This is a genomic window from Gloeocapsopsis crepidinum LEGE 06123 (assembly GCF_015207655.1).
Lineage (GTDB): Bacteria > Cyanobacteriota > Cyanobacteriia > Cyanobacteriales > Chroococcidiopsidaceae > Gloeocapsopsis > Gloeocapsopsis crepidinum.
The window spans coordinates 44,721-67,377 of record NZ_JADEWN010000008.1 but is presented as its reverse complement, the minus strand read 5'-3'; the positions used below and the strand labels follow the sequence as shown (position 1 = coordinate 67,377).

Here is a 22,657-nt window from a genome sequence, read left to right as displayed (position 1 = left end):
TACCTCTACTCCTCAGAGTATTTCTCTGTTTTCTCTATACCTAATCAGGTTCGTTTAGTTATTTTTATTTGTAGGTAATAAAGTTCCCTTTGCTTCAGTCATTCGTGAATATACCTTTCCTTTACTATTGTGAGTAATAACTTCAGCTATTACTGCACTATCAGTTTTAGATTTGACTTCACAAGAAACATAAAACGTTTCATCAAAAGAAACTGGTATAAATTGCTCGTAAAGATTAATTGCTGAAGGTAAACAACCTTGCTGATGAAAATATTGTGACCAAATCCATAATGAATGAATTTGTACATCTACAATATATGGATTAAATGTTTGTACTGGAAATTGTCCTTGTTGTTGTTCATTAAGGCTGGGAAGTAAACATTCAATTGTGACTTTTTCTGGAGTAATGTTGAGGACTTGCTTAACTCCTTGAAAACTCATTCCATGAAATAAGCTTGCCGTACCATCTTGATAGAAAGACAGTTGATTAGAATAACTTTGATCTAGATTTAGTTTAATAGAAGCGTAATCAGGACTTGAAGGTATTTGGCGTTTTAGAGTTAACTGTGTGCTGAAATGATAGCGAGTTTTCCCTTCTAAATTCTTACTCCAAATTTTAGCATCAAACTCAACTCCTATGTTGTTTTTATTAGTTTCTTGTAATTCTAAAGTGTATTCAATAGGAGTAGTAGGTTCAAAAATAATTCCTTTCAAAACTTTATAATTTCGGCAGTTAGAAAACTGATAACCAGGATAGAGTTGTTCGCAAGTATTTGCAATCCAAGCTATTGCACAAGTTGCCGGAAGAACTGGGCGATTTGCAATAACATGATCTTGCAAAAATGGATTAGCATCTACAGTTAGATGGCGCTGAATGCGAAAAGTTTGAAGTTGCGAACTGAAGCTTTCAGAAAAGACAAGAGGACTACCAACAATAACTTGAGTTTCTTGATGAGTTGATTCAAGTTCTTCTACAAGCATTTTGGCACCAACTTGAATCGGAATCGTCTCGATATTTCGTTCGGCAAATGCTTTTTTCAATTCAGGACTCACCATCCCACTATCCCAAGGTCCCCAATTGATGGCAACAACATGACAATCAGGGTGATGATATTTCACGAGATGGGCTAATTTATTGAGAATTTCGTTGGCGATCGCATAATCAGCTTGTCCAACATTACCGTAAAATCCAGCAACAGAAGAAAACAAAACCAGTTGTTGTAACTGACTTGCAGGAATATAACGCAACAAATTTGCTAAGCCTGTCACTTTGGCAGCGTAAACAGTGTCAAAATCTTCAGAAGTCTTTTTCTCAATGCGCTTATCAGCTAAATTACCTGCACCATGAATAATTCCGGTGACTGCTGTTAAGCGATCGGCAATGGCTTGTAAAGCCTCTGTATCAGTGACATCAACACTGAAATACTCTGCTTTGCTACCAGCTTGTTCAATTGCATTGAGAGTTGCTTGAATTTCGCGGGAAGATGCGATCGCCTTGTATTGTTTCTGCACCATGACTGGAGTTGGTTTTTCTCCACTAGCAACCAAATACTCCATAATTCGCTTTTTAAGCACAGCTTCATCATTGCATCCCATCGCCCAAACAGGTTCTGGTGAAGGAGAAGAACGCCCTAAAAGAATAAATTTGCATTGCTTCTCTTTAGCTAATTCAATCACGCACTGTGCAGTTATTCCCTTAGCACCACCGCTGACAAGAAATACAGAATTTGAGTCAACCTGGCTTTTCATAGTTGTTTATTCCCAGTTTGATAAGTGATTAGTTTTGAGTTTTGAGTTTTGAATTAAAAGAATTTTCTTAACTCAACACTTCACTACTCTCTTAAACTCAACACTCAACACTCATAACTCTCTAGTGTGACTCTCCCTTTAGCGCCGTAGCCTACTTCACTGATTAAACGATTAGGATCTTGAATTTCTGCGAGGATATGTTTGACAGCTTGTTGGGCATCAATGTCAGTACTAATGTCAATTGCGCGACAGAATACCGATTCCCATTCTTGATTGAGTGTTTTTGTAAGTCCAAACAAGCCACCAGCGATCGCACTGTAGTTTGTTTTTTGTCCAATCCCCAATTCGCCGTCAAGATGAGTTACGGTGACAAAACAACTGCGTCCTTGACTTGCAGCTTGATTGAGTGGTTCTTTGAGATGTTTGGCAATTAGGAAAATGTGTTTGAGTAAGGCTTCCGAGTTAAGATAAGCAATCTCCTCGCTGTTATCAATAGCAGGGTGGAGGTGAATAAAAGTGCCAATCGAACCGTATTGTAATTCTTTGAGTTGTTGCAGACGAGTTTCTGTCAAGTCCTCTAAGACAATGCGCCCAATAGTATCATCTACATTTGCTCTTTGGGCAATTACGGATTCAGGAAAACTTAAAACGACAACTTTTTCCCCTTTTGCAGTCAAAGCTTGGGCTAATTGTGTCGTTAGCGCTGAACCATCATCAGTAATTAAGCATACGTGCTGCTGGGGTAAATTGCATTCCAAGCGATCGGGAGGCGGTAGAACTTTTAATTTCACCACACTGCGGATAATACTGTGGTTTGTCTCTGGTTCCCCGCTATCCTGCTTTTTTGGCAGTATCTCCTCTTCTGTTAAATTCCCTGCAATACTACTCATATACTCGGCAATTTGACCGAGGGTACGCAGTTCGGCTAGTTCTTCAGGATTTGGTTGGGGTAAGCCTGGATTGAGTTCCAGCAGTGCGCCTAATATTTCCACGCGCTTAATCGAATCAATGCCTAAATCTGCTTCCATATCCATTTCTAACTCCAGCATTTCGACTGGATACCCCGTCTTATCACTCACCACATTCAGCAGTGTTTGACTTAAATCAGCAGCATCAATTGACGTTTCGGGTACTGAAGCTTTTTCTGTTGGAGGGCTTTCAGGAATCGGTGTTACTGGTGTAGCAGAGGCATTATGACTTACTTCCTCTACTGTTGCAGCTTTCACTGGAAGTGTTGTGGCAATACTACTCATATACTCGGCAATTTGACCGAGGGTACGCAGTTCGGCTAGTTCTTCAGGATTCGGTTGAGGTAAGCCTGGATTGAGTTCCAGCAGTGCGCCTAATATTTCTACGCGCTTAATCGAATCAATGCCTAAATCTGCTTCCATATCCATTTCTAACTCCAGCATTTCGACGGGATACCCCGTCTTGTCACTCACCACATTCAACAGTGTTTGACTTAACTCAGTAACATCAATTGACGTTTCAGGTGCAGGTTCAACAGGCGGTACGATGACAGATGCGGTTTCAGGAATTTGTGGTTCTTCCTGGGTTTGAGGTACAGACGCGATTTCAACTAATGTAGTACCATTACCATTAGCTTGATGTCCGTTACCGTTGCTGACAGGCGTTGGACTCAATGCTTCTTTTGTTACGCCTCCTTCAATAACGGATTCATATTTTTGTTCGATCAGTTCAAAGAAGTTGTGTGTATGTTCCATCTGCTGTTGCAGATATTGTTCGTGAATGCGTAGAGTTTCCGCTTGATGATCGTGAAACCGCATCATGCTGCGTTCCAAGCTATCTCTAGTTGCCGCATTTTGGTTGGTAAGTAATGATTGCTGCTGGGTGAGTTGATAGAAGGTTTGGGCGTATTCAGTTTGATGTTTCAGCGATTGTTCGTGGACTTGTAAGATGTCACCGTGATGATCGTTAAACTGTGTCAGAGTGGACTCAATACTGTCCAACATTTTTTGGTAATCCACTGCTACTGGTTGTGGTAGCGATGGCTGTGTTGCAACAACAGTCTTTGGTTCAGGACTAGCAGCGGATATTGGTTGGGAATGATGTCCGTTTGTTGCTGATGTTGGCGCAGGTGTAGTTGTGGTGGAGATTGCACTTGAAATAACGTGTGTCTCTGCTAAAGCTTGCGCGAATGCGGTTTGTGTTTTTTCCGAGATGTAGTTGGCGCTATTCAAGCGGACATTGAGTGCTTTATTTCCTTGAACTTGGGGTATTTTCGATTCTAGTTGATAAGGATCGATGTCTCCCAGAGACAATCCTGCAACACGCAATTGTACAACTGCCGATCGCAGAGTGCGATCGCTATTTTGTTGTTTGTGCGCATTGACGGCAACAGCTAAGTGGGGGCGATCGCCAAGTGTATCTTTGACTAAATTAGCCAGAATATTTCTTGGTCCAAATTCAACAAAGAAATAACCACCACTTGCATAGATATTCTCGATCTGATCCTTAAACAACACCGAATTGAGTAAGTGTTCTTTGAGAATTTTTTGAATTGCCTGGGGTTCTTTGGGATACGCTTTGCCAGTCACATTCGAGTAAACCGAAGTTTTTGGTTCTTGAAAGCGCGTTGCTTCAATTGCGTGGGCAAAAGGTTTTTGGGCGTAACCGACTAATGGAGTATGAAAGGCTGCGGCAACGGGTAGGATAACTGTCGAGAAGCCTTGTCCATTTAAAGCCTGTTGTACTTGGGTAATTTCTGGCTTAGTTCCTGCTAAAACGATTTGCTTGGTTGAGTTGAAGTTAGCGATCGTAACTAAGGGAAACTGTTTAATTAATGTCGTTGCTTGAGTGACATCTCCCTTGACTGCAAGCATCGCCCCAGCATCAACGTTTGGTTCTTTGGGAGTCGCCATCGCCTGCCCTCTTGCTTTGACAAGCGCCAAGTAATCTTCATCACTTAATACTTCTGCTGCCCACAGTGCAGTTAATTCACCAAAACTATGTCCAGCAACGAAATCAGGTTTAAATCCAGCTTGTTGTAATATTTTATATAATCCTGCACTAAAGACTCCAATTGCCGGCTGAGCATATTCTGTGCGCTGCAATGCCTCCTGCTGCTTTTGGCGTTGGGCATTATCAAATACTGGCGGCGGAAAGACAACATCAGAAATCGGTTGCAACCCATCTTTGCTTAACAGATTATCCATCTGCTGATATACCTGGCGCAAGCAAGGAAAATTTAGTGCTAATTCCTTACCCATCTCAAGGTATTGCGAACCTTGTCCAGAAAATAAGGCGACGACTTTACCTGTAGAATCAATTCCGCTACGTCTGTAATAAATGCCTTGGGGGTGTTCCCAATCAGTTGAATGTTTTTTGAGTTGCTCAACACTAACTTGCAATAAGGCGATCGCTTCTGTAACCGAATTAGCAACAAAACCAAGACGCGCATCTGTGACTGGAATTTCTAGTGTTCGTGATGCTGCAACAACTTGGGTAAAATGTTTTTCTGAAGCTTCACCTTGCAATTTTGCCAGTAAATCTGCACACTTGTGCTGTAATTGTTCTGGCATTGCTGCTGATAGCAACACAATCTGGGGCGTTTGATGGATGCGGTAAGGATAACTATTGTGTTCTTTGGTATATTCTTCTAAAACAACGTGATAATTTGTGCCACCAAATCCAAATGAACTCACTCCAGCCCGTCGCGGTGTATCTCCTTGGAACCAAGGGCGAGTTTCGGTATTGAGATAAAAGGGTGAATCTTCAATTTTTAATTTTGGATTCGGTTTAGTCACGTTGATTGTCGGAGGTAAAACTTTATGATGCAGTGCTAAAGCAGTTTTAATTAAACTTGCTGCGCCTGCTGCGGCTTTGGTGTGTCCAATTTGTGATTTGACGCTACCAAGAGCAATTTTTTGCTTACCAATGTCCGTTTCCTCAAAAAAGGCTTTTAAGGCACTAAACTCAGTCGGATCTCCTGCCATAGTTCCTGTACCGTGGGCTTCGATCAAGCCAACACTTGCAGGAGAACAGCCAGCATCTTCGTACGCGCGGCGCAAGGCGCGGACTTGTCCTTCAGGGCGTGGCGCATAGATACTTTTATATTTGCCATCGCTGGAAGTGCCAATGCCTTTAATCACAGCATAAATTTTGTCGCCGTCACGTTCAGCATCAGCAAGGCGCTTAAGGACGATCATCCCAACACCTTCGCCTAACATCATGCCATCCGATTCTGCATCGAAAGGTTTGACGTTTTCGCTAGGAGATACTGCGGGAGTTTTACTAAAGCACATATACGCGACAATTGAGTTATCGGTATCTACGCCGCCCGTCAGCATCATGTCGCAGCGATGTTCGAGTAACTCACTCATTGCCATGCGCAACGCACCTAGGGAACTTGCACAAGCTGCATCGACAACACAGTTGGTTCCACCAAAATCAAGGCGATTGGCAATTCGTCCGCTGACAACGTTCGCCAGCATTCCTGGAAAGGCGTTTTCTTCCCAATTAACGTAAGCGCTTTTAATTTTGTCAATCACTTTTTGGGTATCTGCATCAGATAACCCGCTGCTTTTCAGGGCTTTTTCCCAGACAGGGTATTGCAACCTCGCACCTAATGGCATCGCCAACTGTCTTGCTAAGGCAACACCTAAAACAACTCCAGTGCGATCGCGATTAAACTGCCGCTTTTCATCATAGCCCGCATCTTCCATTGCTTCTTTAGCAACCACTAAGCCAAGCAACTGAGAAACGTCTGTGACTTCTAAGATATTAGGTGGTAGCCCAAATTCCATTGGATTAAAATCAATATCTGGAATAAATCCACCACGTTTGCAATAGGTTTTATCCGGTGCTCTTGGATTTGGATCGTAGTACGTATCAACATCCCACCGCGAAGGTGGAACGTCGGTAATACAATCTACTTTTTCAATAATTTTTTGCCAGTATTGTTGAGTATTTCTTGACTGAGGAAATAAGGATGCCATCCCGATGATGGCAATCGGATTCTTTTGAAGTTGAGTATTGATGGTGTCCGGTTCTAATACTTTTTCAGCCATGCTTTTTTTCTTTTGTATTAGCTTCATCAATGCTGTTTCACAGTTTCTAATTTCGTTTTGTAACTGTGTTAAAGCGACAGTAATATTGCAGGCAAACATAGGCTCTTAATAACTTGTTTGCAGCACAGATTGAGATAAATTGTTGAGCTTAAAATGGATTAAGCGGTCAAAGACTTTTACATCTCGTTAACTTTACAGTGCTGTGGTAGTAAGTCGATCACATTATTGAAGCTCGTAAAGTAATCTTGAAGTGCCTTGGCTTCCCTACCTACAAAATCAATCCATTCATAGTGATAATGATTGGGAAAAGCACCTTCAATTTGAAATAAGGGAAGCTTCGGAGTAGCCATTAATATAGAAACACTGCTTTCTCCAGAAATAGTTTGGTTATCGAGTTTAATCGCAGCAATGTAATTGGTATTAATGACAATATTTTCAATTCTAATAAATGCCATAAATAACCCTTTCAAAAATAGTAGGTTTGCAGCAAACGCAACAACTGGCATCTCTATGCAACTCATCATAAGTCTCAAGGAAAGTAAATACTGTATTCTAGTAAACGTTTGGGATAAATTCAGGAGATTTTTTTAAATCATCTGCTGTAGTTTATAGTTTGACTTTGAAAAAAGATTAATTGGCTCCCAAACTATCTGAAAATTACTGAGCTGTCAGCTGTATTTGTTCAGTATTTATTTGTATTTGTTCAGTGTTTATCTATGGCAGAGGTCAGGGTTTACATTGACCATTAGTATGCCTACTTGATGTCTATGAGGGAATACATGGTGAATACTGCGATCGCATTCAACTTCTCCAATTGTTATGTAATTGTCTAAGCTTTAGCCAGCATCTTATTAAGCTGATTTGCTAATTTCTGTATTAAGCACGACAGAGATTTGATTAACTTATCTAACTATTTGTCAAAACTTACTACAGTTGAAATCAGTTCCTCTCTATCCTGCTATAGATTTAGTTAGCAAAAGGTGACGGCAAGTTATGTTAATTATGCTGGTTGATAGATTGGTACTCAAATTAGCACGATTGCCTTGAAGACAGACACTAACTTTACATTATCTTCATAAAAAGCCGCTCTATCCAGCTTTTTTGTAAATTTTTGATGAAGTTGCCCAGTTTTTCCGAAATGCTCAAATTTTAGTTTCCTCTATTTACCTGCTTTCCCGTCCACTGTTGCCAACGTGCGATCGCCTGACTCACGCGCTGTGACTCAAGATCGCCAGTAAAACAAATTCGTCCCATTCTTTCACAGCAGATCAAAGCTTCACCGTGTCCAATAAATGGCGCAATCACGAAGTTTCCTGCATTGGAGTACAAACTAATCAGAAAAGCGACAATTCCTTCCACGCCTTCAATTGCAATCGGCTGTTGTGGTTCAGTCAGCGCAGAGTAAGAAAAAAGAGCAACATAGATGCTACCAATCAATAATTCATATTGAAAAGGCATCCGTTGCTGGGTACAAAATTGATGAATGTGTCCAGCGCTACGTAGTACCGCAACAATTCGCGCTTCATCAACTAAGTAATCGTGTTGCCAAATGGTTGAAGGAGTGGCGATCGCCAGGGCAGCATGAGATGGTAAACAACGAATAAACTCATCGCTTGCGGTATCGCCGCAATAAACTAAGTGTCGTGCTAACAGCCACTGATCGCCAGGTTGAGTGTTCAAAACGTCTTGAGCGGTTATTTCTCTTGTTAGTGGTGACAACTCTTTGCGCGGTTTCTTTTTCAACTTCGCCTCTTTCTGCGCCGCTACATTGCGCAGTGTGAGTAGTTGCAACTCTCGCTGTTTGGTTCTTGCTGCCTCTGCTAATCGAGCTTTGTGTTGCAGTTCTTCTTGCTGAAGTTGAGCTTCTTTGATTGCTTTTTCTGCCTTTTCTGCTTCTTCGCGTTCTTTACTTCCCGCACGGGCGACTTTAAGGAGTGCCGTTGTGCTTTTAGCGAGCGCAGTTCCTTTAATGGCTTCTTTGACTTCGGGCAAAATGCTTTTGGCAATTTGCTTCCCTTGTTGAAATGTTCGCTCTGTGTATCCTACTGCTTGGGCTAACTCGAAAGTTGTTTTCGGAGGTGGTGAAATCGTTTCACTGCCTTTACTGCTTTTGTAGGTATATTGATTATCGCCTGGTTTTGCCCTTAATTGCAAGCTATCCAAAATGCGATCGCGTTCTAACCATAACTCTGCACGCTCTAATGCATCCAACTCGCTACGAATCAGGTTCTCATCAATTTCTGCTAAACGTGCGTGCGCCGAATCTGCACAATTGATAATGTTACACTCAATCTTCTCCAACCCTAACATCTTGCAGGCTGTCAGCCGATGCAGCCCAGCAATTAAAGTTAGATTTTGATCGACAGTAATCGGGTTTAATAATCCATTTGCTTGAATCGATTCTATCAGCTCTATAACTTTTTGTTGCTTAATCGGACGTCTATTGATACCAACTTTGATTTGAGCGATGGCGACAATAGGCATTTGTGTTCTTTATCCCCAAAATAATTTATCCATTTATCACAATAATTAATGACTTGAGCTACATCCTCAAATATCATTATGTTCAGTAACTAAACTTCAACAAGCATTTCAGTCTTTGTTCAAGCTATCTATCAACAGCACCCTTGCTCAGAGCGATCTGCATCAATCTTGACCACTCTGTACGAATTAAGCTCTAATATATACGAATCAGCCTAGTTCCGTAAAGCCTTACGAATAGCTATATTTACATTATTTTTGTATATCAAAAAAAAGGTGATTCTTGAGTATCAATCACTACAGCAAGCCTAGTACAGTCTCAACAGAGTTTATACTTCTTTGTTGTGCTGGCTATCTAAAGTAGCTAACTATATTACAATTAAAATATATAAATATTTTTAATGATTTATAAATATCAGATTAAGTACGAACCCTTAATTTTCATGTTTATAGTTGTGATGCTTTTAAATAGAATCCGTACATAAATGCAAGACAGCAGACGTTAAGTTAGCTTTTAGAGATGTATGTCGTTTAACTGCCTCTAAGACAACTTGCCAAAAGTTGATTCAATTGTAAGCTGCAAGCTTATTGCCCAGGATAGCTTTACTTTTATCTTCTCAGACGCGTATTCTTTGAATTGTTTCATGCAAGCTCTAGAAAATTGATCGACTAGACTCATTTACAAATATAGAAAATTAGTTATAATTCCCTTACGCGGCAATATTACTCAATTCCGGCTCTTAAGCAATTTTATTTTACAAAATAGTAAGTAGAGTCAAGCACGATATCTCCCAATGCTAGTTTCTCTGGGGTAATAAAATTTTCTTGTATTCAAGAATACCTGTATTTGTCGAAAAAGGTGACAGCAATAAAAGTACTCTACTTCTTTACTAATTTCTCATTACAGTAGCTACTTCGGCAACCTTGTTCGCAATCCTAAGTTTAATCAAGAAAAAGCAATGGTAATAAAATTAACAAATGTTCTGAGTGTAACCTGCAAAGCTATTGTTAGGTTCTAGGCATTAACATTGATTGAGATTTCTGTACCCAAATCAAAACGAGTTTTATTAATTAGGTGTATGGCGATATTTACGCTGTGATCTGAACTACCGTATCAGGAAAATAAAGTTATGGTTCAGAAGAAACGTGAGCGAGACAAAGATCAGTGGTTGATCGGTGCTGTAATATTATTGAGCCTGCTCAACGGAGCTTTTTCAGTTTATAACATAGTTACATTGCGGTCTAACTCCAGAAGTGTAGTGCCAACGACAAGTGAAAATCCTACTCCTGTCAGAAAAGCTGTTACAGGTTTGGGACGTTTAGAACCACAAGGAGAAGTGATTCGATTATCGCCCCCCACTTCGGCACAAGGTGCACGAGTCTCACAAGTTTTAGTTCAAGAAGGCGATCGCGTTGCACAAGGACAAATTATTGCGGTACTTGATACTTATGAACCGAGACTAGCCGCTTTAAATGCAGCAAACCAGCAAGTCAAAATTGCCAAAGCACAGTTAGCTAGAGTCCAAGCTGGCGCCCAAACTGGACAAATTGAAGCACAACAAGCAACGATCGCTCGTTTACAAGCTGAATTACAAGGTGAAATTCCGGCACAACAAGCAACGATCGCTCGTTTACAAGCTGAATTTAATAACGCACAAGCCGAATATCAACGCTATCAAGACTTGTACCAAGAAGGAGCTATTTCGGCTTCTTTATTTGATAGCAAACGCTTGCCAGTTGCTACAGTACAACAGCAACTCAATGAAGCACGCGCCACTTTAAATCGGACAATATCGAGTTACCGCGAACAAATCAGCCAAGCCAAAGCAACTTTAGCAGCAACTGCTGAAGTCCGTCCTGTAGATGTTCAAGTTGCCCAATCAGAAGTCGATGGTGCGATCGCTGCTGTCACTCAAGCTCAAGCTGATTTAAATTTATCTTACGTGCGTGCACCCAAAGACACCCAAGTACTGAAAGTACATACTCGTCCTGGAGAACTTGTTAGTAATCGAGGAATTGCTGAACTAGGTCAAACAAATCAAATGTACGCCATAGCAGAAATTTATGAAACTGATATTAACAAAGTTAATCTAGGACAAAAAGCAACAATTACTAGCAGTGCTTTGTCTGAAGATCTCAGCGGAAAAGTAACACAAATTGGGCTACAAGTCAATTCGCAAGAAGTCTTAAGTACTAACCCGACAGCTAACACAGATAACAGAGTTGTTGAAGTCAGAATTCGTATTGATAACCCAGAAGATAATCAAAGAGTCGCCGGTTTAACAAACTTGCAAGTGCAAGTAGCAATCAATATCTAACAAATAGATATTAGGAAAACTACTGCAGTTCTAACCTATTATCAATTACCTGTTACCCAAACCTACTGCTCACAACCAATTTAAGGCTACCGAATCTAATGCTACTCAAAATTCCTTTAGCATGGCTGCAACTAGCAAGGCAAAAAATACGTTTCATTGTAGCTTTGGCAGGTATTGCTTTTGTAGTCATCTTGATGTTTATGCAACTTGGTTTTCAAGATGCGCTATACGAGAGTGCAACACAAGTTCATCAAAAACTCAAAGGCGATTTATTTATCATTAGTTCGCAATATAAGTCTTTAACGTCACAACAAAGTTTTCCGCGATCGCGTCTTTACCAAGTCCTTGGTTTTGAAGGTGTTGAATCAGTTAGTCCCTTATATGTCCAATTTTCTAAATTTAAGAATCCTCAAAATGGTGAAAAAAATCCTATTTATGTTTTAGGTATCGACCCAGCATTTCCAGCTTTCGACATTCCAGAAGTTACGCAAAATCTTGACGTTCTCAAGTTCCCTAATAGAGTTTTGTTTGACCAAGCTTCCAGACCTGAATTTGGTCCAGTTGTGGAAAACTTTCATCACAACGAACCCGTCTCAGTTGAAATATTTCCTTATAACGGAACAGTTGGTTATCAAGTCAATGTTGGCGGACTATTTACATTAGGTCCTTCCTTTGGAGTTGATGGAAACTTAATCGTTAACTATGCAACAATCCTCAGAATATTCCAAGACCGTACTCCAGAAAAAATTGATATAGGTTTAGTCACGCTTCAACCAGGTACTGATGTTAAAAGAATGCAAGCAGCATTAACCGAGATTTTACCCAACGACGTCAAAGTTTTTACTCGTCGAGATTACATAAATTTTGAAAAAGATTATTGGTCAGTTAGAACTCCCATCGGTTTTGTTTTTAGCTTGATGGTGTTTATGGGCTTTGTTGTTGGTGTCGTTGTTGTTTATCAAATTTTGTACAGCAACATTTCTAATCACTTGATGGAATATGCAACCTTAAAAGCAATGGGGTTTAAAAACAAATATCTACTTGATGTTGTATTTCAGCAAGCCTTGTTATTAGCAGTTTTAGGTTATATCCCAGGGCTAATTATTTCCTATGGATTATATGATGTTGCTAGCAATGCAACTCAGTTACCAGTAATTATGAGTCCTAATAAATTATTAGCAGTCTTGATTTCAGCTACGCTCATGTGTTTTACATCGGGTTTCTTTTCAATTGGAAAACTTCGCTCAGCCGATCCTGCGGATATCTTTTAAAGTGTCTCCAATCAAATTAATCTTATTTAATTGCTTGTATTAATTTAAATTTATTTTAAAAAATACATCAATTCACATGAATGAAAAAACAATTGTTCATATCAAAAATCTCAATCATTATTTTGGTGGAAAATCATTACGTAGCCAAGTATTATCAGACATAAACTTAGAAATAAAAGCCGGAGAAGTAATTATTATGACGGGACCATCCGGCTCAGGTAAAAGTACGTTACTAACCTTAATTGGTGGTTTACGTTCTGTTCAAGAAGGAAGCTTAAAAGTTTTAGGATGGGAACTTTATGGCGCTAGTGATGAAAAGTTAGTCCAAGTGCGGCGTCATATTGGCTTTATTTTTCAATCGCATAACTTATTAGAGTTTTTAACAGCAAGACAAAACGTCCAAATGGCGTTGGAATTGCATAACGAACCAGATCGCATCGCAAAAGTAAAAGCCGAAGAAATGCTTCATGCTGTGAAGTTAGGAAATCGCATAAATTACTACCCTTCTGACTTATCAGGAGGACAAAAACAACGGGTTGCGATCGCGCGGGCTTTAGTTAGTCAACCCAAATTAGTTTTAGCCGACGAACCCACTGCTGCTTTAGATAGTAAATCAGGAAGAGATGTTGTTGACTTAATGCAGCAATTAGCTAAAGAACAAGGCTGCGCGATTCTGATGGTGACACACGACAACCGCATTTTAGATGTCGCCGATCGCACGATCTATATGGAAGACGGCAGATTGTTTAAAGAAGTCGTGTTGTAAAGTAGTATCGATTCTCTCAGTTCTACTGCAAGCTATCTGTCTATAGTTTTTCACGTATCCTTTGAAAATAACGGTGTTGCCGAATCATCTTCATTATCTATAAATGTGTTATCCAGCAAAAATTCTGGGGAACTCTAGAAATAGACGTGTTAGGAGAGATGGATTCATTCGGCTATGGGACCTTTTGAAAATGCGAGTGATTTTGAAAGAGTTGTTGCATTACTCTTACAACAAGACGGATGGCAAGTACAAATGCCTCCAGCCAACACAAGGGGTTATGATATTGTAGCAGTTAAGAATGGTATACCTATTGCAGTTCAAGTTAAAAACTATAGGGTTCCAGTCAGAGTTACACAACTAGAAAATTTTTTTGATTTCTTAGATTTACCAATTGCTGCAAAATTTGCAGGAGGATTATTTGTCTCTGCTAGTGGATACTCGCGCCAAACACTAGCTTATTTTGAGCAAACCCAAAGTAACAGAGTCAGACTAGGAGAAATTCACAATGGTAGATTAAAAATTATAGGTGGTGAACTAGTACCACCGTCGCCTGCATCTCAAGAACCTACTTATCTTGGCGTGTTTACTAGTAAAGGCGGAGTGGGTAAAACGACAGTTAGCGCACATCTTGCTGGCGCAATGGCACTTTCTGGTTACGATGTTGCAGTGATCGATCTCGATCCACAAAAGAATTTAACAACTTTACTCGGCAACGGATTAATGCTACCTGGTACTAATCGAAGACCAGGTAATACTATTAGTGTCTATGATATTAATAAATTAGAGAATGGTAGACCACCTAATGATGTAAAGATGGTTGTTTGTGACTGTTCACCAGTCTTTGAAGAGAACGATGAGGAACTCATCAAGAAACTTACTTATTGTATTATTCCTACGACACTTAATCCTCTTGGATTGAATAAAAATGGTCATGTAATTAAAAGTACTGTAGAGGCAATTCGGAGAGTCAATAAAGATACATACATTTTTGTTCTAATTAATAATTATCAAGCAGATGACACAAGAAGAAGTCAAGTATTGAAAGATGTATATCAGCGATATTTTGCTGAAATGTCTGAGGATGATAAGAAGTTTGAATTTATTGATCCAGACGAAGTTGTTATTCGCAATAGCAAGCAATTATTCTACTGGGGATATCATATATACGATGGTGGCAGACCTGAATTAGCCTTTAACTCTGTAGGAGGTAGATGCCTACCAAAAGCAGATTTTCTAAACTTACTCAATTATTTAGAAGATCATTCGGATATTGAGGAATGTAGAAACTAAAAATTAAGTGACTTAATATATTATTTGTACCAAGCTCAAATAATTTATGAAAATCCCTCTCTAGCTCTTTCTCTGTGTTCTCTGCGTCTCTGTGGTTCGTCTCACAAATATATCTTACAACCCTATAGAATTGCTATACAGTGCGTTAACACATAGATTAACGCACTTTGTTATCTAAACTGTCACTCCTTCTAACTCCTCATCAGCGAGTTCATATAACTCCCGTAACTTCTCTAATTTCTCCATATCAGCTTGCCAAAAACCTCGCCCGTGTGCCTCTAACATCCTGCCCACAATATTACGAAAAGCTTCAGGATTTGCCTTGCGTAATTTCTCCGCCATTTCTGAATCTAAGGCATAAGTATCCGCAGCTTGGTCATAAACCCAAGCATCGCTAAAATCAGCAGTACCACCCCAACCGATTAAAGCTGTCATCCGTTGAGAAATCTCAAATGCACCACCTGAACCTTGACTTGCCATACTTTCCGCCCATTTAGGATTGAGTAATTTAGTGCGATACTCCATCCGTAATAAATCATCTAAATTTCGGGGCGTTGTATCTTTCGAGAAACTTTCGACAAAACTTGCATTTACTGTCTTCCCGCGTTGCTTCTCTGCTGCTTTTTTCAAACCACCTGTGTTAGCGTAATATTCTTGAATGTCAGTAAGACCATATTCTACTGAGTCGATTTCTTGCACAATACGATCGCTCGTCTGCAATAATTGTGTCAAGACTTCCGGTCGTGCTTGACCTTTATCTTGTCTGCCATAACTAAACACATTGCGATCGCGCCAAGTATTACCTAACTCATCACCCGATTCCCAATTACCATCAACAACTCTTTCATTCACCATCGAACCAAAATCGCCAGCCGGATTAGAAAATAACCGCGCCGATGGATTTGCAACTCCTTGCGATCGCAGTGCTAAATAATGCTTGCGAATAAAGTTTTGGTTTTCCGGTTCTTCTACAGTTGCGGCGCGTTGAAATAAATCATCGAGTAACTCAATAATATTCACAAAGCTATCGCGGAAAATCCCCGAAAGATTTCCTAACACGTCGATTCGAGGATGTCCCACTTCAGCTAAAGGTTTCAACTCGTAGCGAACAATTCTTCCTGTTCCTTCTTTAACAGGTTCTGCGCCCACAAGTTCTAAGAGAATACCTAAAGATTCACCACGAGTTTTAATTGCATCTAATCCCCACAACATCACGGCGACAGTTTCAGGATATGTTTTGTGTTCTTGCAAGTGTTGGGCAATAATCTTTTGTGCGATTTCTTTTCCGCGTTCGTAAGCCGCAGGTGACGGCATTCGGTAAGGATCTAGCGCATGAATATTTCTTCCTGTTGGCAAAACACCAACACCATCGCGTAATAAGTCACCACCAGGCGCAGGCGGAATGTACTCGCCATTAAGACCGCGTAGGAGATTGGTAATTTCATCGCTATTTTGGGCTAAAAGATCGCGAATTTGTAAAGCTTCTTGAGATAAGGTGCTTGTTTGCTTATATTCTCCTGTCGCGATCGCTTCGATCGTCTCCTCAGATAAATCGTCACCAAAATAAGCTTGAAGATAGCTTGCTAATTCTTCTGCAGTTGGTGCTTCTCCTAATATATGTAACCCTGAAGAGAATAGGCGATTTTCTAATACTTGTAGATATTCATACAATTGCACCAAGTAATGGTTAAATGCTGCATTACTAAACAGCCGCACATTTTCTGGTGTAAAAGCAATGCCTAAGCGTTTAGCATCTTCAAACGGACAATCAGCATCAATTCCCGTATCAACAATTTTCTTACAAATTGCTTCTTTCAAAGCATAATTCTTTTCAGGATCTTCGCGATATTCTGCGATCAAATCGCGTAGTGCTACTAATTCTTTATACAACCCTGCCCGACCGTAAGGCGGGACATTGTGCGAAATTAAAACACCATACCCGCGCCGTTTTGCCAAAATTGATTCGGAAGGATTATTTGCTGCATATATATATAGATGTGGTAAGTTCCCTAACAAAATATCTGACCACGAATAACCTGTGTTTCCTAACGGCGAACCAGGCAACCATTCAACAGTGCCATGCATGCCAAAATGGACAACCGCATCAGCTTGAAATTCGTGTTGCAACCATTGATAAAATGCAGCATATTGTGGATGCGGTGTCAAGTCGCGCTCAAACATTAACCGCATCGGATCGCCAGGAATTCCAAGTGGTGGCTGTACGCCAATCCAAACGTTACCAAGTTGTAAGCCACCGAGATGAAACTCGTCGCTATAGGTTTTAATGCCACTGTTTGTTAAAGTCCAGTGTTTCTCAATCCAAGATGTTTTGAGATAACCTAACCACGTTTCTAGAGTCCGCGCCTTTACAACAGTACCAAAAGAAAGATTTTCATCAGCAGCTTTCACCTGAGAAATTAACTCTTCGCCATCTGCAGGTAAATCGCCGACAGTGTAGCCACAGTCTTTTAATACTTGGAGAAATTTCAAGAGCGATCGCGGTACATTCAATAATGCCGCAGTGCCCGTCGCGCCGTAACCTGGAGGAAAACCATACAAAATAATCGCAATTTTTCTTTCATTGACTGGCTTTTGGCGTAAAGCAATCCAACCTTTAACTTTACCAATTAACCGCTGTACTCGTTCAGGAACTAAATAAATCTTCTCACCCACCAATCCACCCAAGGGAACTGGATCAATTGCACCATCAAGTTCTGGCAACGCATATAATACGACACTTTGCAACCCTCCCACACCTTGGCGCGTCCAGGAATGAATATCTTGAATTAGTAATGGTGCAGCAACAATATAAGGTACATTTTTCGCACTCAAAATCCGTTTTGCGACTTCTACCTGTCGCCCTGCTTCCATTGAACCTGCGGGACCACCTACTAAGGGAAAGCCAATTGTGGAGACGATCGCATCAACTTCTACGGCTTCAGGTGATAACGAAAGAGTTTCAATATTACCCGACTGTCGCTGCGCAGTTTCATACGCAGTCGTCATCCAATCGCGTACTGCTACATGACCTTCAACACCATTGATGAAAATTGGCAACGGAATTAATCCTGCATCTTCAAAGCGACGAATTAACTGAGGAATATAAGGCTGTTGCGTAACAACATGCTTGCGATACAATAGAATTCCTACAATACTCTGACCTCCGACCTTTGATCCTTGACCTCTACTTTGATACCATTTCAGATACTCGCGGGGAGATTCAAAGTAGCCTTGATATTCAGGATGTAGCAATCCTATGTTAGGAGTTTCGACAGGTGGGGGAATTTCACCGACTTTGAGATTTAAATATTTTTCTGCGAGTGTCCAAACTAAAGCAGCTACGTTTTCTATGCCGCCTGCATTCCAGTAACCGTATATAATGAGCCAGTTGCGTAGATCTTGGACTTTTTGCCCTGGAACGAATTTGAGCAGTTTTGGTCCAATTTTTAAAAAGCTAATATATCCAGCCAGGCGATCTTCTTCGCGTCCTTGACTGAATTTATCCAAGATGAACTTGACTGGTTTAGGCATTCCTTTAGGCTTGTCACCGATCGCAAACGCACCAAGACGAGTCAAACTCATCAACTCTAGTGCTGACTCAAAAACGAGGCGAATCGGAATATGTTGAACGCGATCGCGCAACCACAAAACTTGGTCGTAATCAAATAGCAGACTGCCAAAAAATACTTGAGCATCTGCTAGCGCGGCGGCGACTGTCTTAGGTTTAGTATTGATATCGCGATCGCTAAATACCTCTATTTCCAACTCTGGACAACGTTCTTCTGCTAATAGTGCTGCTTTGCGGTACAAGTCAGCATTGAAAGATTCAAACCCCGCAATCAAAACAATGCGTTGCATACCTGAAGCCCCAACATGTTACTTTTGATCTTACGCGGGAAAATCTTTACTAGAAAGGGGTGAGGGGCGAGGAGTGAGGGATACATTACTCTAACCCCTAAATATAATCTCAAGCTAGTCTACAAATTTATTCACAAAATGAGTTGTTTCTTGAGGAGTATAAACATCTCGCTTAAAAGAATGTAAAATTATGTAAAAGCTACTTTCAACCGCCCATGTCTACTCGGTTTAGTGCTTCCCAAGCAGTCGAAATCGTTGTTCCAGAGCAACCGATTCCTATTCAACATTATTTGCGACAGCCACAACGTCTTGTTAATGCTTTGGTCGATCCGAGTCGAGTTGAGCATTTGAGTAACGAGTGCTTCCGTCTGACCATGCGTCCGCTGACCTTTATGACACTGAGTATTCAACCAACAGTAGATATTAAAGTGTGGGCACATAATGGTACAATTTATCTGCAATCCCGAGGCTGTGAGATTCGGGGAGTTGATTATATCAATCAACGTTTTGCGCTCAAACTCAAAGGCTACTTGTCTCCATCCCAGGTCGGAAGTCACACGGGTTTACAAGGAAAAGCAGATTTAGAAGTACAAGTAGAGTTACCGCCTCCATTATGGCTAACACCTAAGCCAATCTTAGAAGCTGCGGGTAATGGTTTACTCAAGAGTGTTTTATTGACGATCAAACAAAGACTGCAGCATCAACTGCTAGCAGATTACTATGCTTGGGCAAGTGACACTGAGGATACTGAAGCTGGTTTAATTATTCCCCAACCCCAATTTCCATTACCCTAACTTGACAGGGGCGAAACGACAACCGATGTAGTCGTGAGGGACCATAGTGCTGTAGTGCTTGTAGATGACGTGCAGTACCATAACCTTTGTTTGATACCAAGTCGTACATCGGATACTTAGCAGCAAGGCGTAGGATAAGATCGTCACGCCATACTTTCGCGACAATGCTAGCAGCAGCAATGACAAGCGATCGCTCGTCTCCCTTGACAAGTGTTTGTTGAGGTAGTGCTAAATTTTTGATGGGCTGATTGCCATCCACTAAACATAACTCTGGCGTTACCTTGAGTTTAGTCACAGCGCGCTTCATTGCCAACAGCGATGCTTGTAAAATATTGATGCTGTCAATCTCTGCTGTAGAAGCAAAACCTACTCTCCAATCCACAGCCAACAGACAAATTTTTTCTGCCAACTGCTGCCGACGATAACTTGATAGTTGTTTACTATCACGTACTTGACACGTTACCAATTCAGGTAAAGCAGCCGGAGGTAAAATGACTGCCGCCGCTACCACAGGACCAAATAAGGCTCCGCGTCCAGCTTCGTCTACTCCAGCTAGCAAAACTGAATGTTGGTTGCTAAGTGCTGAGTCAAGGTCTAAGTTAATATACTCCTTTTTCATACTCAACCTTGCTCTGTACTTTGATAGGAACGTAGCATTTTACATTCCTATTCTTCACCTCGATTTTCTACTGCTGAAGAGCGACGGCGACGTCTGCGCGTAACAACAGTTCCACCATTATCACTTTCACTCTCACTTTCATCGGTTACAGTCGCAACAGAGGATTCCTCAGGATGATCTGAGAATTCTACAGGCGCTTGGGCGCTGATTGTAACTGGTTGTGATGGTGTCACAAAATCGTCCTCAGCAGATTCAGATGCAGCTTGCCCAGGTAACACGACATTGATGATCAAAGAGCGTGAATTTTTGACTGTTCGATTCGCATGTACCAATGGCGAAACACCCATCATGGCATAGATTTCTTGTTCTTCTGGTGTCATCTCCACAGAAACTATTTCTGGAGGTTCAGCAACAGTAGGCTTCACCGGTTCTGGTTTAGCTGGTCTACTGCGCTCAGTGCGCTCAATCCAATTATTTTTACCAGTGACTGGTAGTGATATCTCGGATGTTGATGATTCAGACTCTTGTTCAAGGTCTTGATCGCGTTCGTTTACCAAATTCATTGGTGTAGATGGCATCCGAGGTTCATCCTTGACAGAACCTTCGCCTCTGCCAATCAAGCGGCGACGAGTCCGGCGATTTTTGTTACTCTCTCCGAGTTCTTGATAGCTAGGATGATTCAGAATATTGAGATTAGCAAACTCATTGTCACCAGGTTCTAAATTATAATCTGCGGTGGGTTCAGTATAGTCTCGCGATTCTGCTAGTCGCAGTGTTTCACCCACGGCTCGTTCTGCTCCATTTCTGGGTGCTGCGACTGCATCGCGGTCTGGTTCCCCTGGCAAATGAACTAAATGTCCTAATCCACCACAGGTAGCACATGGACGACCAAATAGTTCATAAATGTTTTGTCCTTGGCGCTTACGGGTTAATTCAACTAACCCCAACTCAGACAATTGGGCAATTTGCGGTCGTGCTTTATCGGCTTTGAGAGCTTTGTTAAAGTGTTCCAGCACTTGTAGTTGATCTTTACGAGATTCCATATCAATGAAATCAACAATGATCACGCCAGCCAGATTTCGTAAGCGCAGTTGCCGAGCAATTTCAGTTGCGGCTTCGCAGTTTGTCCACAACACAGTTTCGCGGGCAGTTGCCGATCGCGTGAACGAGCCAGAGTTGACATCCACCACGGTTAATGCTTCGGTCGGCTCAATAATAACGTAACCACCAGAAGGAAGATCGACTCTTGGTTTGAGGGCTTCACGAATTGCCGCATTAATACGGAAGTACTCTAAAATCGCTATGCGATCGCGATGATGGTCAATTAACAAGCCTTGGGGCGCTTGACCTCCACTCCAGTTGATCAAGTATTGTTTGACACGCTTTAGCCCTGTATTAGAATCGACAACAATTCGGTTCACATCTGCGCCATACATATCCCGCAGTACGCGTTGGATGAAATCATCGTCTCGGTTCAGCAGAGAAGGTGCGCGTGTCGATTGTGCTTCTTGCAGAATTGCCTCCCACTGTCTTTGAAGCAACTCTAGGTCTTCCATGATCGCTTCTTCGGGCTTTCCTTCCGCTTCAGTACGAACGAGTAAGCCCATACCCGCTGGTTTAATCAGGATTGCTAAAGCGCGTAAGCGATTCCGCTCATTCTCGTTTTTGATGCGTCGTGACAAGTTGACGCCTCGCCCGAACGGCATTAGTACTACATAGCGACCTGGTAAAGTGATATTTCCTGTTAACCTGGGTCCTTTATTTCCCGTTGGCTCCTTCATCACTTGCACCAAGACTTTTTGCTGTGGTGCTAAAAGTTCAGTAATGGCTCCTGCAGTACGCTTCAGTTTTAGGGGACCGAGGTCAGTTACATGAATAAAACCATTACGCTCTGTGTCACCTATATTGACAAATGCTGCATCAATGCCAGGCAAAACATTTTCTACAACGCCTAAGTAGATATCGCCAATTTGATGCCGACCTGTAGCAACGACAAGTTCTTGAATTTGGTCTTCTGAAAATACTGCAGCGATATGATGTTGCTCTGCTATAATAATTTGTTTTGGCATTCAATTCCCTCAAAAATTGCCCTTAGTATTGGCATTAATAAAGTTCTAGTGACCCAAGGAAACGAAATTAAGTTTTGACAAGGTGGCAGGGAAAAGGCTTATTCCCTGATCGTTATGCTTATTATGCTTAACTGCGATCATCTCGTCACCTTTGTTGCTCAATGCATAATTCCTGATTTTGAAGATTTTTAGCTTTAACACCAGTTATTAACTTCTCTACTGGTACATAAGAGTCGTTTTGATGACGCTGGACAAGAAGTTATTTATCTAACCTCGATTCGGTAAATTCTTGCCGAATAGGTGCATATCTAGCGTTTCACTTGAGTAGTCATCTTTGGTTGAGCTTCATGCATTTTCCCTAACTAAAGATTTAGGGTAACAGTCTGCAACAACTCATAATGAATCGATGACT

The 22,657-nt window shown here is 41.2% G+C and carries 12 protein-coding genes; 5 read left to right on the top strand and 7 right to left on the bottom strand.

The window, feature by feature from the left end:
• Nucleotides 1–54: 54 nt before the first annotated feature.
• The 4 genes from IQ230_RS04985 to IQ230_RS04970 all read right to left on the bottom strand — a co-directional run bounded on the left by IQ230_RS04985 (nt 55) and on the right by IQ230_RS04970 (nt 9,263).
• Nucleotides 55–1,749, bottom strand: coding sequence for an SDR family NAD(P)-dependent oxidoreductase (locus tag IQ230_RS04985; protein ID WP_193930965.1), 1,695 nt, complete (start codon nt 1,747–1,749; stop codon nt 55–57).
• Nucleotides 1,750–1,853: 104 nt separating this feature from the next.
• Nucleotides 1,854–6,878: a type I polyketide synthase gene (locus IQ230_RS04980; RefSeq protein WP_193930964.1), complete on the bottom strand. Its 5,025-nt coding sequence runs from the start codon at nt 6,876–6,878 to the stop codon at nt 1,854–1,856.
• Between the two features lie 77 nt (nt 6,879–6,955).
• Nucleotides 6,956–7,234 (bottom strand): hypothetical protein, encoded by a 279-nt coding sequence (locus IQ230_RS04975; RefSeq protein ID WP_193931003.1) that lies wholly within the window; start codon nt 7,232–7,234, stop codon nt 6,956–6,958.
• Nucleotides 7,235–7,928: 694 nt separating this feature from the next.
• Nucleotides 7,929–9,263: a ParB N-terminal domain-containing protein gene (locus IQ230_RS04970; RefSeq protein WP_193930963.1), complete on the bottom strand. Its 1,335-nt coding sequence runs from the start codon at nt 9,261–9,263 to the stop codon at nt 7,929–7,931.
• Between the two features lie 1,127 nt (nt 9,264–10,390).
• Between IQ230_RS04970 and IQ230_RS04965 the strand changes: the two genes are divergently transcribed.
• The 4 genes from IQ230_RS04965 (at nt 10,391) to IQ230_RS04950 (ending at nt 14,905) form a co-directional block, all read left to right on the top strand.
• Nucleotides 10,391–11,578, top strand: a complete 1,188-nt coding sequence (locus tag IQ230_RS04965; RefSeq protein WP_193930962.1) for an ABC exporter membrane fusion protein — start codon at nt 10,391–10,393, stop codon at nt 11,576–11,578.
• 98 nt (nt 11,579–11,676) lie between these two features.
• Nucleotides 11,677–12,849, top strand: a complete 1,173-nt coding sequence (gene devC / locus IQ230_RS04960; RefSeq protein ID WP_193930961.1) for an ABC transporter permease DevC — start codon at nt 11,677–11,679, stop codon at nt 12,847–12,849.
• A 76-nt stretch (nt 12,850–12,925) separates the two neighbouring features.
• Nucleotides 12,926–13,615: a DevA family ABC transporter ATP-binding protein gene (locus IQ230_RS04955; protein ID WP_193930960.1), complete on the top strand. Its 690-nt coding sequence runs from the start codon at nt 12,926–12,928 to the stop codon at nt 13,613–13,615.
• 174 nt (nt 13,616–13,789) lie between these two features.
• Nucleotides 13,790–14,905 (top strand): nucleotide-binding protein, encoded by a 1,116-nt coding sequence (locus IQ230_RS04950; RefSeq protein ID WP_193930959.1) that lies wholly within the window; start codon nt 13,790–13,792, stop codon nt 14,903–14,905.
• Between the two features lie 174 nt (nt 14,906–15,079).
• On the opposite strand, the gene bchH is transcribed toward IQ230_RS04950, so the two are convergent.
• A complete protein-coding gene (gene bchH, locus IQ230_RS04945) occupies nt 15,080–18,763 on the bottom strand; it encodes a magnesium chelatase subunit H (protein ID WP_193930958.1) in 3,684 nt (1,227 codons plus the stop codon).
• A gap of 215 nt (nt 18,764–18,978) precedes the next feature.
• Here bchH and IQ230_RS04940 point away from each other — a divergent pair, with 215 nt between their 5' ends.
• A complete protein-coding gene (locus IQ230_RS04940) occupies nt 18,979–19,557 on the top strand; it encodes a DUF1997 domain-containing protein (protein ID WP_193930957.1) in 579 nt (192 codons plus the stop codon).
• Here IQ230_RS04940 and IQ230_RS04935 read toward each other — a convergent pair.
• A complete protein-coding gene (locus IQ230_RS04935; RefSeq protein WP_193930956.1) occupies nt 19,526–20,176 on the bottom strand; it encodes a ribonuclease HII in 651 nt (216 codons plus the stop codon). The two genes, IQ230_RS04940 and IQ230_RS04935, sit on opposite strands and share 32 nt — an antisense overlap.
• Nucleotides 20,177–20,223: 47 nt before the next feature.
• Nucleotides 20,224–22,245 (bottom strand): Rne/Rng family ribonuclease, encoded by a 2,022-nt coding sequence (locus tag IQ230_RS04930; protein ID WP_193930955.1) that lies wholly within the window; start codon nt 22,243–22,245, stop codon nt 20,224–20,226.
• Nucleotides 22,246–22,657 lie beyond the last annotated feature (412 nt).